Here is a 14,205-nt window from a genome sequence, read left to right as displayed (position 1 = left end):
TCCCCCTTATTTTTTATTTTCCGCTTGCTATTTTGCGCGTTCCAATGTACAATGTTATCTACAAATAGAACGAAACTTTGAAATTATATTGTTAAGGGAGGGCGGCATGGAAAACGAACGATCCAAGTACGGTGAAATCCTTCTGTATGATAACGGCGGCGAGAAGGAATTTGTCAGTGTCATCTTCAAGGATGAAACCTTCTGGCTGACGCAAAAAGCCATGGGGGAACTCTTTGGCTGTACGGCAGACAATATCTCCCTGCATCTGAAAAACATTTTCTCAGAGGAGGAATTAGACAAAAAAGCAGTTACCGAGAAAATCTCGGTAACTGCCGCTGACGGCAAAAATTACATGACCCAGTGCTACAATCTGGACGCCATCATCGCCGTGGGCTACCGGGTCAACTCCAAAAAGGCTACCCGGTTCCGTCAGTGGGCCACAAAAACACTGCGGGAGTACATCCAGAAGGGCTTTGTCCTCAATGACGAGATGCTGAAAAACGGAAGACCCTTCGGCCGGGATTACTTCGACGAACTGCTGGAGCGCATCCGCGAGATCCGGGCCAGCGAGCGCCGGGCCTATCAGAAAATCGCGGACGTCTTTGAGCAGTGCAGTTATGACTACGACAAAAACAGCCAGACCACCAGGGACTTCTACGCCTTCGTGCAGAACAAACTCCACTTCGCCGTCACCGGAAAGACGGCGGCGGAGCTGATTGCCGAGCGGGCCACCCTGGACAGCCCCACCATGGGCCTTACTACTTGGAAGGGTGCACCGGGCGGAAAAATTTTGAAAAGCGACACCCTGGTGGCAAAAAACTACCTCAACGAGAAAGAGATCTCCCGGCTCAACCGGCTGGTGACCATGTTCATCGACTACGCCGAGCTGATGGCGGAGGACGAGCAGCTCATGAGCATGGAGGACTGGCTCCACGAGACAGACCGTTTCCTCACCAACAACCGCCGGAACGTGCTGGAGGGCAAGGGGCATATCTCCCGGGAGGAGGCCGTGAAAAAGGTTGGAGATATCTACGCTGAGTTCCGCAAACAGCAGGACAGGAACTATATCTCAGAGTTTGACCGGGCCATGGAGCAGTACTTGAAAGGCGGTGAGAACCCTTGATTGAGAAATTTGATATCGCCGGCTATACTCGCATCTCGGTGGACGACGAACTGGACCGGGACAATGTGTCCATTGAAAACCAGAAAGCCATCATCCAGGACTTTGTGAAGCAGAAATTCCCGGACAGTGCCCTCACCTTTTACGAGGACCGGGACCGCTCCGGCTACACCTTCGAGCAGCGGGATGGCTATCAGACCATGCGGAAGGGGCTGATGAGCCACAAATATGACATACTCATCGTCAAGGACTTCTCCCGCTTCTCCCGGCGCAACAGCCGGGGGTTGGTGGAACTGGAGGATCTGCGGGATGCCGGGGTGCGTATCATCTCCATCGGGGACGGCATCGACTTTCCCAACGACGACGACTGGCTGAAGATCCAGTTTCAGTTTCTTATCAACGAGATGCCTGTCACCGACACGTCTAAAAAGGTGAAGAACGTCATCAAACGGCGGCAGGCCGACGGCAAGTGGATCTGCGCCGCCCCCTACGGGTACATCGTCAACAAGCGGCAGGCGTTCGAGGTCGTCCCCACCGAGGCGGACATCGTGCGCACCATCTTCCGCCTCTACAACGACGAGGGCTGGGGCTATAAGAAGATCGCCAACTACCTCACCGATCAGGGCATCCCCACCCCCCGTATGGCCGAGCGGGACCGGAAGGAAGCCGCTGGGGAGGCGTACAGCCGGACGGTCAAGCCCGTTTGGGCCATCGTAACGGTGCAGGGCATTCTGGACAACGACTTCTATATCGGCACCCTGCGCCAGGGGAAATACACCCGTAAAAAAATCAACGGTAAGGACATCCGGCAGGACGAGGGGGAGCAAGTGGTCATCGAAAACCACCACCAAGCCATCATCGACTACCGCACCTTTGCCACCACCCGGGCGCTGCGGGAGAAGCGCACCACCTCCAACTACCGGGGCGTCAAGAAATACGACAATGTGTACTCCGGTTTTCTGGTGTGCGGGGACTGCGGCAGCCCTATGTTTGCCATGAGCCGCAGAGACCTGAAGAGCGCCTACACCTGCGGCACCTACCACCGCCGCGGCCGGGCAGGCTGTACCTCCCACCACATCCGGGCGGACAAACTGGATGAACTGCTCAAGAGCTATGTCCGGAAGGTGATGGATCACTCCATGGACATGCTCCAACGGCTCAATGAGGACCTGGCCCATGAACAGGAGGATATGGCCGAGACGGAGCAGAGCGCCGACCACTTGGCAGAGGTACTGGCCGATCTCCAGGAAGAGCTGAAGGTCACCAAGCGCCAACGCATACGGGACCTGATGAAGCATCCGGACCAGGATGAGATCCTGGAGCAGACCTACGACGAACTGGAGGGCGAGCTGCAAAAAAAAATTGAAGGCATCAGCCACCAGATCGACATGCTTTCCGATAAGCGCAACACCATCATCCAGGTGAACCGGGCCGCCCGCACTGCCATGGAAGTCTTTGGGGATATCCTCAGCAAAGACCGTCTGGAACGCAACGACCTGGAGCTTATCATCCGCCAAATCAAGGTCTACGAGGACCGCCTGGAGATCCAGCTCCAGGCGGACATCGACGCAATCCTTCGGTCTGAGACTCTGGAGGACACCGTAAATTTTAAGGCAGGCATGGAGCATATCTCACCTGTCACCATCGTTCAGACGTCTCAGAAACGTCCGGACAAGGTGTTCCATGCCAATGTTATCAGTGACGGCGACCCGCTGGAGATCTACACGGACAAGGACGGCGGCGTCATTTTCAAAAAATACTCCCTGATGGGCGGCCTGGGTGATTTTTCCGGGCAGATGTGCGAAACGCTGAACAAGACCACCGGCGAGGTTGCGGTCATCACCGACCGGGACAGCTGCATCGCTGTAGCGGGCGCGGCCCGCCGGGAGCTGAGCGACAAGCGGATCTCATCCGAACTGGAGCAGATCATGGAGGGCCGGCAGATCTATCAGTACCAGCCGGGCGCTCCCTCTCTCCCGGTCAGCGACGAAAACGAACGCTATCGCATCGTATGCGCCGCCCCCATCCTCTCCGAGGGGGATGTGCTGGGGTGCGTACTCTTTGCCAGCACGGAGGAGAGCCTCTCCAGCAGTGAGACCGATTACAAACTGGTGCAGACCATCGCCGGTTTTCTGGGCCGCCATATGGAGAGCTGAGCACCAGGCCGCCTTTGCCCCACGGGCAAAGGCGGCCTTTTCATCTCGCATATAAGCACAAAGAGGACCGGCCGGGCCGGTCCTCCCTGTTATGCGCAAAAGCGGTGGTTTCCAATTACCTTGATGAGCGGCCGGCTCCAGATCCAGGCGCTGGTGGCCGTGTTTGGGTTAAAATAGTAGATAGCCCCGCCGCTGGGATCGACCCCGTTCAGGGCATCCCGGGCCGCCCGGATACAGGACTCCGCCACCGGTTCGTTGAACTGCCCGTCCACCATACAGGTAAAGGCCCCCGGCTGATACACCACGCCGGCAATGGTATTGGGAAACGAGGGGTGTTCCACCCGGTTGAGGATGACCGCTCCCACCGCCACCTGTCCGCTGTAGGGCTCTCCCCGTGCCTCGGCGGAGATGACCCGCGCCAGCAGATCCACACTGTTGGCCTGGCTGGCGGTTCCTCCGCTCTCGCCGGTGGACATGCCCAGGGCCTTCAGCGTGGCCGGACCCACCACCCCGTCGGCGGTGAGCCCGTTTTTCTGCTGAAAGTACTTCACAGCCCGGGTGGTGGCGCTGCCATAGATGCCGTCCACCGCGCCGTCGTAATAGCCCCAGTTTTTCAGTTTGGTCTGGATGGTCCGCACCTGCTCGCCGCTGGAGCCCTGCCGGTAGGTGGCCGCCTGGGCTCCCTGGGCCAAGGCAATGATCGCGATGTTGACCGCAAAGAGAATGGCCAGCGCGCCCGCCAGCCTGCGTTTGTGCTGCATGTCTACCGCCTCCGTTCCCGATTAGTGTACGGCGGCGGCGGCACGGATATGAGCGGCAATGCTTGCCATCTTTTTGGAATAGTCCGCCTGAAAAGGGGTCATACTGGAAGAAAACAGGAAAGGATGTGCGTCTGGTGGTCAAGGGTGTGTCCCGGCAGGTCATTGTGGTCAAGTCCCCCGATCCCCGCCTGTTCGAACAGGCGATTTTTATCGTAAAGGAGGATGCCTTCGGCAAGGGCGTCACTGCTGACGACGTGCTGCAGGAAGCCCGGCGGGTGGCCGACGGTTATATACGCCGCAACACCCGCTGGAACCGGATGTGGCGGAAGATCCCGGCCCCGGTCTACGCTGCGGCGGGGGCACTGCTGACCACGGTATGCTGGAGCGTGGCCATGCTGCTGTGATAAAACGATGCGCCGGTATCGGGCCGTTTGGCCCGATACCGGCGCATTGGTTTCGATCAGTCTTTGGCCTCGGCCACGATGACGCGGATGCGTCCGCCGGCGCTCTCGGCCTTGTCATACCAGCCGGTGAGGGTGTAATCCCCGCCGTTCACCCGGGAGAGGCTGGAGTACTGGTAGGTGCCGTCGTCCAGCACATAGACTGCCACATTCTCCGCCAGGGTGTAGCGCTGGTTGTTCTCGCCCACCGCGATCTGGTCGCTGACCTTGGCCAGCTTGCATTCGGTGAGGGCGTACAGCCGCTCAATGGAGGCCGCCCCGTCCATCTTGACCTGGCAGGGGCCCTTTTTCAGGTTGTAGACCGCACTCTCCGAGCCGAACACCTGCTTCTGCCCGCCCACATCAAAGGTGTAGGAAGAGGCCAGCACAAACCCCATGGAAGAACTGATGTCGGTCTCATTGACCTCGGTGATCACGCCGTAGGAATGCAGATCCCCCGTCACATCCTTCAGGATGAGCCGGTCGATCTCACCCTGGGTGTTGATGGAGTAGAAAAGAACCATGCCGCTGGTGAAGGTTACCCCGGCCAGCCGGCTGGGATAGACCCGGATGGGAATGCAGGCCTCATAGGTGTCGATGATCTCCACGTCGTCGGCCAGCGGATAGTCCCCCAGCTTGGTGCCGGACTGATTCATGGTACCGGTAAGGCTGGCCTGGCTCAGGCGCTGGACCTGAAGGCTGCCGCTCTCCACCTGGACCAGATCGCCCTCCTCCAGATTCTCGTCGCTGCACTGGTAGCGGTAGGAATTGCCGTCGGTGGCATACACCGTAACGGTACGGGCCGTGTAGGTGCTGTTGTTCCCGTCATCGTAGGAGGCGTTCTCCACAGCGGTGATGACGCCGAACACCGGTCCATCCGCAGCCTGGGCCTGGGTCACCGCCGCCACGCCTCCGCCGCGGCCAAGCAGCAACGTCACCGTATCCCCGATCTTCCAGCTGCCCAGATCAGACAGGGCATAGGCCGCCTCGGTGGTCTCGATGGTATAGCTCTTGCCCGCCACGGTGACCGAGGTGGGGTTGCTGGCCGAGGGCGAAGCCGCCTCATAGGTACCGGTGACCTTGTTGGCGTAGGCCCAGATGGTACGCATGGACTTGGACCAGTAAACCACATCCTGGCTCTGGATGTCGCTGAGGTCTGCGGCGCTGCCGTTGCGGTAGACCTTCGCCGTGGCCGTGGAGAAGGGCACCGCGCTCTGCCAGCCGGCGCCGGCCACCACAGGGCCGTCCATGGCGGAGTTGATGAGGGCCACACGGTCCAGCTCACCGGCGCTGTTGACCAGGTTGAGGGTGGGCTCCAGAACGTTCAGGTAATAGACCCCAGAGGTGTTCTTGGTGACCATCAGATTATAAAAGAGGTAGAGCGCGTCCCGGCGGGTCATGGCGCTGTCCTGGCCGGCCGTCACGCCCTGGTCCAGCTTGAGGGCCCGGTACTGGGCCATCTGACCGGAGGGCCACACGCCGGTAAAGGCGTCGTCCTCATACCCAAGCAGGCGCAATACGATGGTGACGCCCTCGGCCAGGGTGATGGAGCGTTCGGGATTGAAGTTGCCGTACAGGTCGCCCTGCACCAGGCCCAGATCCACCGCCGCCTTGATGTAGGGAGCGGCCCAGTAGGTCTGGGGCACGTCGGGATAGGGCTTGACGGAGACCGTGTCCCCTACCGAATCCCGGCTGGTGGAAGCTGCCACCGCCATTTTGGTGAATTCCGCCCGGGAGATGGAAGCATCCAGGCGCAGATCGCCGTTCTCGTCGCCCACCATGATGTCCAGGGCGGCCAGGACCTGGGCCGCCTCGTCCTGCGTGGGGGCCGCTGCCAGGGCCGCGGGGGCCAGCAGGCCCAGCACCAGCACCACAGCCAGCAGGCCGGATAACAATCGTTGTTTCATCTTTTTTCTCCTTCTCACGGAAATGAAAGCCTGTGCCTTTATCATATACCAACCGCCGCCGGCAGGCAAGTCAATCGTACCGCAGCGCGTCGATGGGGTTGAGTTTGGCCGCCTTGTTGGCGGGCAGGTAGCCGAAGAGGATACCGATGCCCACACTCACGCCGAAGGACACCGCAATGCCCCCGGCGGTGGGTATGGCGGCAAACCCCTCCGCACTGCTCATCAGAACTCCCACCAGGGCAGTGAAAACGTTGGCCAGCACAATGCCCAGCACAATACCGATGACGCCGCCGATGGCGGAGGTGGTGCCCGCCTCGATGATGAACTGGCTGCGGATGTCCTTGCCTTTGGCGCCCAGAGATTTGCGGATGCCGATCTCCCGGGTGCGTTCGGTGACCGAAACCAGCATAATATTCATGATGCCGATGCCGCCCACCACCAGCGAGATGGCGGCGATAACCACCAGAATGGTCATAAGCACACCCAGCATGGAGTCCATCATATCCATCATCTCGGCCGACGTCATGACCATATAGGCATCCGAGTCCTCATAGATGCGCAGCAGCATGCTCTCGATGACTCCCTTGGCCGCCGAGGAGGTGTCCTGGCTGGTGCTGGTGACCAGATAGGATTTCATCCCCATGCCGCCGCTGAGGGCGTTGAGCTGCTCCACCATGCCGTAGGGCAGGTAGATAAGGTCGTCTCCGCTGCCTTCGCTGGAATCGGCCTTTTCCTCCAGGGTGCCGATGACGGTGTAGGGCACGCCACCCACCGTCAGGGTCTGACCCAGGCCCTTGCCGTCAAACATGTCCTCGTTGAGGTAGCTGCCGATGACGCAGACCTTCTGGTTGCGCTCCACGTCCACATAGCTGAGGAAACGCCCTTCCTCCAGCTTGTCGCCGCCGGCAGTCTGGCCCTTTTCGGCGTTGTACATGGTCTCGCTGACACCGTAGATGCTGGTGCGGCTGTACTCATCCGCTCCGCAGCGCACGGTGGCGCTGGCGCTGAGATAGGGGCTGACGCTGTCGATGTACTGGGGGTATTTCTCCGCCAGGGTGTAAAAGTCGTCCGGAGTCACCTCGCGGTTGCCCCCGTAGGAGTAGATGTAGACCTGGATCAGGTTGACGCCGATCTGCTCGAACTGGGCGTTCATGTACTGCTGCATACCGTTGCCCAGGGAGACGATGACGATGACCGCCGCCACGCCGATGATGATGCCCAGCATGGTCAGCAGGGCCCGCACCTTGCTGGTCAGCAGGCTCTTGATGGCCATGCGGAAGGACTGTCCTACCTTCATACGCCCAGCACCTCCCGGCTCTCGTTCTCACCCTCGGCGTCGGGCTGGACCACGGCCCGGGGGTCGTGGGCGTCGCCGTCGTAGATGATCTTTCCGTCCTGCAGGCGCACGATGCGCTTGGCCTTGACGGCGATGGAGTTGTCGTGGGTGATAAGCACCACCGTGTCCCCCTCGGCATTGAGCTTCTGCAGGAAGCCCAGCACCTCCCGGCCGGTGCGGGAGTCCAGCGCGCCGGTGGGCTCGTCGGCCAGGATCACCGACGGCTCCCCGGCCAGGGCCCGGGCGATGGACACCCGCTGCTGCTGGCCGCCGGAGAGCTGGCTGGGCAGATTTTTATACTTTTCGGCCAGGCCCACCCGCTCCAGGGCGTTCATGGCCCGCTCCCGCCGCTGGCCGGCGGATACCCCGGCATAGAGCAGGGGCAGCTCCACATTTTCCAGTACATTGAGCTTGGGGATCAGGTTATACTGCTGGAAGATGAAGCCCAGCATCTTGTTGCGGATCTCGGCCTGCTGGTCGTCGTCCATGGTGGACACATCCACGCCCCCCAGGTGATAGGTGCCGGAGGTGGGCACGTCCAGACAGCCGATGATGTTCATGGCCGTGGACTTGCCCGAGCCCGACTGGCCCACGATGGCCACAAACTCCCCCTGGTCCACGGTCAGGGAGATGCCGTCCAGAGCGTGGACCGCCTCGTCGCCCATCTGGTAGATCTTATAAATATCCTTGAGTTCAATCAGGTGTTCCATGGCTTAGCCCATCCCCATTGCGCTCATAATGCTGGATCCCTGGGGGCTGAGGGCCACCACCACTTCGCCGTCCTCCAGGCCGTCCACGATCTCGATGTAGTTGTCGTCGTTGCGGCCCAGGGTGACCTGCCGCTCCTCCACGGCGCTGAGATCGGCCACGTTGCCGTTCTCGTCCAGGCAGCCCGGCAGGGCCACCAGTACGGTGTCGCCCCGCTCCACGGCCTCCACCGGCAGGGTGAGCACGCTGCCCGCCTCCTCCACGATGATCTTGGCGGACACGTTCATACCGGGGTAGAGCTCCTCGGGGGAGCCGTCCACCAGCACGGTGACGGGATAGCTGGTGTGGCCGCTGGTGGTGGTGCCGTTGATGTTGATCTTATCCACCACGCCGGTAAAGCTCTCCCCGTCCAGGGCGTCGGCGGTGATCTCCACCTTCTGGCCCACCTGGATCTTGCTGATGTCCTTCTCGTCGATGTCCATGTCAAAGGTCAACTGGGAGCGGTCGTAGATGACGGCGGGATAGCTCACCGACGTACCCGAGCTGGACACCCCGCTGATGTTGTCCCCCACGTCCAGGTTCTTTTCAATGACCTCACCGTCGATGGTGGAGGTAATGGTGTAGTCGTCCAGTTTCTCCTGGGCATTTTTCAGGGAGAGCTGGGCGGTCTCCAGGGAGATGCGGGCGTTTTCGATCTGGCTGTCCAGATCCACCTCGGAGAGTACGCCCACCACCTGGCCCTCGCTTACCCGGTCGCCCTCTTTGATGCTCAGGGTCTCCACATCTCCGGCGGCCTTGGCGGTGATCTGGGAGGAAGAGGCATAGGCAAATGCGGCGCCCGAGGCGCAGGCCGCGCCGTTGACGCTGGCGGTGCCGCGGCTGGTCTCGGAGAGCACGCCGGGATTATCCACCCGGATGGTCACCTGGCGCACCAGGGTACCGCCGGGGCCCACCTCGTCGGTGACTGCGATCTCATCCACCGTGCCGGTCAGGCTCTGGGCGGTGCCGTCCACCACCACAGTGGCGGTCTGCCCCACATAGAAGCCCGCCGCGTCGGCGGAGTGGAAGGGCACCTTCAGCTTCATGTGGTCCCGGTCCAGCACGTCGGCGATGGGTGCGCCGATGCTCACGCTGTCCCCCTGCTCCACATAGAGCTTGGTGATCACGCCGGCGTCCTCAGCCTTGAGATTGCGGTCCTTCTGGTTGTCGCTCTGGGTCTCCAGCAGATCATTCAACGCCAGCTGAGCCGACTGGACATTGAGCTGAAGCTGCTCGATGTTGCTCTCCACATCCTTGGAGTCGATGCGGAAGAGCACGTCGCCCTTGTGGACGGTCTGCCCCTCTTCAAAGGGCGCCTCCAGGATCTCGCCGCTGACCAGGGTGGTGACCTTGTAGGAGTGGATGGGCTCGATGGTGCCGGTACCCGACACCGAGACCGTCATATCCCGCATCTCAGTGGTATAGGGCAGGTAGGCGCTGCTGACGATCTGGCTGCCGGCATTCATGCACCGGGAGAGCAGCAGGGCCAGCACCGCCACAATGACCAGCAGAATGATCAGCCGCTTGGGCCATTTGCGTTTCTTCTTGGGCGCTTTGAATTTGGGCGCCTGCTTCTCCGGAGTGGCCGGAGCGGATGTTGAGACCTTTGGTTTGACTTGGGTTGCTTCCATAAACGCTTTCTCCTTTTCTTTGCTATGCCTCTTCACAGCTGGGCGCTTTGCTGGCCGCCCCCCGCTGAAGGATGCCTAAGACCCGCACCAGCCGCGCCCGGGCCTCCTCTTCCCGAACCGTCTGCGCGGTAACCAGTGTGCCGGCTAACGTAGTAACCAGCAGGTGGAACAGATCGGACAGATCGGTCTCGGTCTGCAAATCCAATCGGGACAGATCCACCCTGTCCCGCAGACGGTTCAGGACCGCTTCAGGCCCTGCCCGGTCCAGGAACAGCCACGGCTGCATTTGCCGGTTGCGGCAGAGGATCTGCCCGATCTCCCGGTACTCCCCCTGCCTCCACACCCCACGGATGTGATCAAACAGTTCCAGAAACGCCGCGAACAGATCGCCTCCGTTCCGGTCCAGCAGCTGGGCCATTCGTTCTTCCAGCAGCCGTGCATAGCACTCCATCAGATGCCGGAACAGATCTTCCTTATCCGTGAAGTACATGTAAAAGCTCCCCCTGGGAATCCCAGCGGCCTGAATGATCCGGTTGACCGAGGCCTCCTCATAGGGTACACGGACAAATTCCGCCCGGGCCGCAGCCAGCAGCCGCTCCCGCTTCTCCGGGGGTAAATTGTAAAAGGTCGTGCTGGGCATGCCGCGCCTCCTCACCTGACAAGCTGTCATTATATTAGGCGACAACCTGTCACATGTCAACGTCCCCGGCGCAATGTTTGCAGTTTGTTTTTATTTGCCAAAGATGAGCATATCAGAAACCTATGTAAGCCTCTATGAAGAGAAGATTAAAAATTTCTTAAACCATCCTCCGTGTTATACACCCTGCACCTGGTGAAAGGTCAAGGGTTTTTTCCAAGTTTATGTATATCTGCCCGCCGGAGTGTCCACAATAGGCTCGGAGGTGCTAAAAGCATGAAAAAACCATTCCTCAAGCGAATGGGCGACTTTCTGGAGGGGAAGGGTTTCTACATCGTCCTGTTCCTCTGCGTCGCCGCAATCGGAATTTCGGGCTATTATCTCTTCACTTCCCTCTCTCCGGAGGAGGCGGACGCCACGGTCAATGCCCCGGTGCACATCACCGTGACGCCCACCCCCACCGCCCCGTCCCAGCCGCCGGCCACCCCCACGCCTGTCCAGACCCCCAAGCCGGTACAGACCACCAATCCGGCCGTGTCTGACACCCCGGCCCCCGCCGCTGCCGGAACAACGACTCAGACCGTCCCCACGGTATTTGCCTGGCCGGTTCAGGGCGAAGTGCTCTCCGACTTCAGCGTGGAGACCCTGGCCTATGACCAGACCATGGAGGATTGGCGGGTCCACGCCGCACTGGATCTGGCTGCCGCTGCCGGCACCGAGGTCCGCGCAACCGCCGCCGGCACTGTGACCGACCTGGTGGAGGACGCCCTCATGGGCACCACGGTGGTCATCGACCACGGCGCGGGGCTGACCAGCACCTACGCCAACCTGGCCGCCGTCCCCACGGTGGAGGTGGGCGACAGCGTGCTGGCCGGGGATGTGATCGGTGCGGTGGGACAGACCGCCATTGCCGAGAGCGCCCTGCCCGACCACCTGCACTTCGTCATGCAGCAGGACGGAGAACCGGTCAACCCGCTGGACTATCTGCCCGACTGACCCCTTTCCCAAAAACCGGGCGGGGCGCTCCGAAAAGAGCGCCCCGCCCGGTCGTTTTTTTCACCGCCGCACCAGCTTGAGCACCAGCGCCGTCCGGTCGTCGGCGGCTCCCACCCGTTCCCCGCTCTCGTCGATGAGGGCCTGGGCCAGGTCCTTGGGGCTGCCCCCGTCAAAGGCGCTCAGCCGGTCGCGCACCCACTGGTCCGCTCCGGTGCCGCAGACTCCGTCGCTCACCAGCACCACGCAGTCGCCCCCCTCCAGCTGCAGCCGGGTCACATCGGGAGCCGCGCCGTCTCCGCCGGCCAGTCCGGCGGGCAGCGCGCTACCGGTGATGCGCTGGACGCTGCCTCCCTTTTTGACATAGGTAGGGGCCGCGCCGTACTTATACACCCCCGTCTCACCGGTGAACAGGTCCACCCGCATCAGATCGATGGTGGTAAAGCCCCCCGCCTCCTCCTCATTGCGCAGGGCCAGGGCGGAGCTGAGGGTCTTTAAGGCGTTCTCCGGCCGGATGCCCGCCCGCAGGAACTGCTCCAGCAGGCGCACGGCCAGGGAGCTCTCCCGCTCGGCCAGCACCCCGGAGCCCATACCGTCGCACAGCAGTACATACAGTGAACCGTCGTCGTGCTTGAACCAGGCCCCCGCGTCTCCTGAGACGGTCTGCCCGTCCTTTTTCCGGGCCGCCACACCGGCCACGGCCATCAAAGGCTCGCTCTGCACCAGCAGCAGCTGGTCCCTCCGGGTCTGGTCCACCGCACGCAGGGGGAAATTCATCAGCTTAGAGATCTTTTCCACCGACTCGCTCTTGCGCACCGCGCTCAGCCCTGCTCCCTCCAGCTCAATGCGCAGGTGTCCGGCCTCGTCGTAATAGGCCCCCACCTCACACTCCACCCCCTGGGCGGTGAGGTACTGACGCAGGCGTTTCTCCCGCACCGGGTCGGGCACCAGCTCGGCCCCCAGCTCGGCGGCGGCCGCCCCCAGCACGCCGGCCAGCTCGGCGTACTGCCGGCACACCGCCGCACGGTTCTCCTTCAGGCGGCTCTGGTACTGCCGGCGGCAGAGCAGGGCGGAGAGCTCCTCGTTGGCGGCGCTGAGAAAATCAGAAAAGTGCATACACCGGTTGGAGAAATAGGCCGGGAAGTCTCCCCCCTCCCCCCGTCCCCGCTCCAGCATGGCGGGCAGGGCGTCGTTGAGGGCGTTGAAGGTGGAAATGTAATCCCGCTGCCAGCAGGCGTTCTGGAGCGGGCAGCGCCTGCACACCCGGGCGGCCGCCCGGTCAAAGACGGCAGCGGCGTCGTTGTCGTTGGGCGCCGGCCGGCCAAACGAGGTACGCATGGACTCATACAGTCCCCGGAAGGCCCCCGCCGTGTCCTCCAGCCGCTGGCGGACATAGGCCCCGGCCCGCTCCCGGGTGCCCCGCTGGGGCGGCTGTCCCACCATGGCCCCCACCCGGCGCAGCACCTGCTCGGGCAGCAGCAGAAACACCACCGAGGCGATGAATACCTCATAGAGCAGGGACACCTGCAGCCCCTGCTGCCAGGTCCAGAGCACCCCCAGGGCATTGGAGAGCACATAGGCCAGGGCGGCGGCCAGCTTGCCCTGGCGGTGGAACACGCCGCACATCACTCCGGACAAAGCGTAGGTCATGCAGTAAAAAGGTGTCTCTCCCGCCGCCAGGTCCATGCCCAATCCGGCCGCCACCCCCAGGGTGGCCCCCACGCCGATGCCCCCCTTGTAGGCCGCGGCCATCACCGCCAGCGCCGCCGCCGTCCGGCCTACCGACAGATCGCCAAAGAGGGTGATCTTGCTCAGGGTGATGAGCAGCGTACCCATCAAAATAAGCAGACTCACCGTCTGCCGGGCGGTGAGTTCCTCCTCTTCCCGCTGTCCGGTCCAGGGGGTGAAGGCGATCCGGTAAAAATAGGTCGCCGCCCCGCACAGCAACAGCTCCGTGCCGAAGAAAATGACGTTCTCCGGGGTCCACCCCCGGTCGGACAGGTAGACAAACCCCGTCACCGCATCCATCCCCGCCGCGGCCAGGGGCATGAACCAGGCCCGGCGGTAGGCCTTGACGTCAAAAAAGGCGAAGGCCACCGAATAGGCCAGGATACAGGCCGCCACATACCGCAGTCCCTCGGCAAAGCCCTGGAAGGACAGATAGCCCAGGCAAGCCCCCAGCAGCGCGCAGAATCCGTCCACCCCCGACCCTGAGGAGGCCACCAGTCCCAGCCCGAAGGGGGCGTATCCCCCGAAGATCTCCGCCCCGGACAGCATGGCCCCCAGCAAAAAGCGGATGCCGCACTCGGCAGAGCGCACCAGGGCGGGGGCGCGGAGGATCACCTTTCCTGTCTCCCGGGCCTCCTCCCGGACCCGGGCCGCCTTGATCTTCAAGGTCTCTTTTGTCGCCATGTTTCTGTCTCCTTTGCTCGCGGGGCTTGTCCGCCCGGCGTGTGTCAGAGACAGTATAATCCATA

At 62.0% G+C, this 14,205-nt stretch carries 11 protein-coding genes; 4 read left to right on the top strand and 7 right to left on the bottom strand.

From position 1 onward, the window contains the following. Positions 1–106 precede the first annotated feature (106 nt). Positions 107–1,123, top strand: a complete 1,017-nt coding sequence (locus WMO45_RS04425) for a virulence RhuM family protein (RefSeq protein ID WP_349139360.1) — start codon at positions 107–109, stop codon at positions 1,121–1,123. Further along, positions 1,120–3,276: a stage V sporulation T C-terminal domain-containing protein gene (locus tag WMO45_RS04420; RefSeq protein ID WP_349139359.1), complete on the top strand. Its 2,157-nt coding sequence runs from the start codon at positions 1,120–1,122 to the stop codon at positions 3,274–3,276. Before WMO45_RS04425 ends, WMO45_RS04420 begins: the two co-directional genes overlap by 4 nt. Positions 3,277–3,365: 89 nt before the next feature. On the opposite strand, the gene sleB is transcribed toward WMO45_RS04420, so the two are convergent. Continuing rightward, positions 3,366–4,037, bottom strand: coding sequence for a spore cortex-lytic enzyme (gene sleB, locus WMO45_RS04415; RefSeq protein WP_349139358.1), 672 nt, complete (start codon positions 4,035–4,037; stop codon positions 3,366–3,368). Between the two features lie 134 nt (positions 4,038–4,171). Between sleB and WMO45_RS04410 the strand changes: the two genes are divergently transcribed. Then, entirely contained in the window at positions 4,172–4,441 is a 270-nt protein-coding gene (locus tag WMO45_RS04410) for a translation initiation factor 2 (RefSeq protein ID WP_349139357.1), read from the top strand. 56 nt (positions 4,442–4,497) lie between these two features. On the opposite strand, the gene WMO45_RS04405 is transcribed toward WMO45_RS04410, so the two are convergent. The 5 genes from WMO45_RS04405 to WMO45_RS04385 all read right to left on the bottom strand — a co-directional run bounded on the left by WMO45_RS04405 (position 4,498) and on the right by WMO45_RS04385 (position 10,738). Continuing rightward, the gene (locus WMO45_RS04405; protein ID WP_349139356.1) at positions 4,498–6,384 is read right to left on the bottom strand and encodes an S-layer homology domain-containing protein; all 1,887 of its coding nucleotides are present in this window, start codon (positions 6,382–6,384) and stop codon (positions 4,498–4,500) included. Positions 6,385–6,454: 70 nt separating this feature from the next. Further along, complete coding sequence (locus WMO45_RS04400; protein ID WP_349139355.1) at positions 6,455–7,681, bottom strand: ABC transporter permease; 1,227 nt, start codon at positions 7,679–7,681, stop codon at positions 6,455–6,457. Next, on the bottom strand, positions 7,678–8,430 hold the full coding sequence (locus WMO45_RS04395) for an ABC transporter ATP-binding protein (RefSeq protein WP_349139354.1): 753 nt from the start codon (positions 8,428–8,430) through the stop codon (positions 7,678–7,680). The genes WMO45_RS04400 and WMO45_RS04395 overlap by 4 nt, the downstream gene beginning before the upstream one ends. A gap of 3 nt (positions 8,431–8,433) precedes the next feature. After that, complete coding sequence (locus WMO45_RS04390; RefSeq protein WP_349139353.1) at positions 8,434–10,098, bottom strand: HlyD family efflux transporter periplasmic adaptor subunit; 1,665 nt, start codon at positions 10,096–10,098, stop codon at positions 8,434–8,436. 22 nt (positions 10,099–10,120) lie between these two features. After that, positions 10,121–10,738 carry a TetR/AcrR family transcriptional regulator gene (locus tag WMO45_RS04385; RefSeq protein WP_349139352.1) on the bottom strand — a complete coding sequence of 206 codons (618 nt, stop codon included), beginning with the start codon at positions 10,736–10,738 and terminating at the stop codon, positions 10,121–10,123. Positions 10,739–11,011: 273 nt separating this feature from the next. Between WMO45_RS04385 and WMO45_RS04380 the strand changes: the two genes are divergently transcribed. Then, the gene (locus WMO45_RS04380; protein ID WP_349139351.1) at positions 11,012–11,731 is read left to right on the top strand and encodes a peptidoglycan DD-metalloendopeptidase family protein; all 720 of its coding nucleotides are present in this window, start codon (positions 11,012–11,014) and stop codon (positions 11,729–11,731) included. Between the two features lie 60 nt (positions 11,732–11,791). Here WMO45_RS04380 and WMO45_RS04375 read toward each other — a convergent pair whose 3' ends face one another. After that, positions 11,792–14,140, bottom strand: a complete 2,349-nt coding sequence (locus WMO45_RS04375) for a SpoIIE family protein phosphatase (RefSeq protein ID WP_349139350.1) — start codon at positions 14,138–14,140, stop codon at positions 11,792–11,794. Between the last annotated feature and the right edge of the window lie 65 nt (positions 14,141–14,205).

The sequence above is a fragment of the Flavonifractor hominis genome (assembly GCF_040095835.1).
Taxonomy (GTDB): Bacteria; Bacillota; Clostridia; order Oscillospirales; family Oscillospiraceae; genus Flavonifractor; species Flavonifractor hominis.
This window is presented reverse-complemented; position numbering and strand designations above follow the sequence as displayed.

Excerpts from the sequence above, each read along its gene's own strand:
- WMO45_RS04425 (WP_349139360.1), top strand. The coding sequence starts at position 107 with ATGGAAAACGAACGATCCAAGTACGGTGAAATCCTTCTGTATGATAAC.
- sleB (WP_349139358.1), bottom strand. The coding sequence starts at position 4,037 with ATGCAGCACAAACGCAGGCTGGCGGGCGCGCTGGCCATTCTCTTTGCG.
- WMO45_RS04405 (WP_349139356.1), bottom strand. The coding sequence starts at position 6,384 with ATGAAACAACGATTGTTATCCGGCCTGCTGGCTGTGGTGCTGGTGCTG.
- WMO45_RS04400 (WP_349139355.1), bottom strand. The coding sequence starts at position 7,681 with ATGAAGGTAGGACAGTCCTTCCGCATGGCCATCAAGAGCCTGCTGACC.
- WMO45_RS04395 (WP_349139354.1), bottom strand. The coding sequence starts at position 8,430 with ATGGAACACCTGATTGAACTCAAGGATATTTATAAGATCTACCAGATG.
- WMO45_RS04390 (WP_349139353.1), bottom strand. The coding sequence starts at position 10,098 with ATGGAAGCAACCCAAGTCAAACCAAAGGTCTCAACATCCGCTCCGGCC.
- WMO45_RS04385 (WP_349139352.1), bottom strand. The coding sequence starts at position 10,738 with ATGCCCAGCACGACCTTTTACAATTTACCCCCGGAGAAGCGGGAGCGG.
- WMO45_RS04380 (WP_349139351.1), top strand. The coding sequence starts at position 11,012 with ATGAAAAAACCATTCCTCAAGCGAATGGGCGACTTTCTGGAGGGGAAG.
- WMO45_RS04375 (WP_349139350.1), bottom strand. The coding sequence starts at position 14,140 with ATGGCGACAAAAGAGACCTTGAAGATCAAGGCGGCCCGGGTCCGGGAG.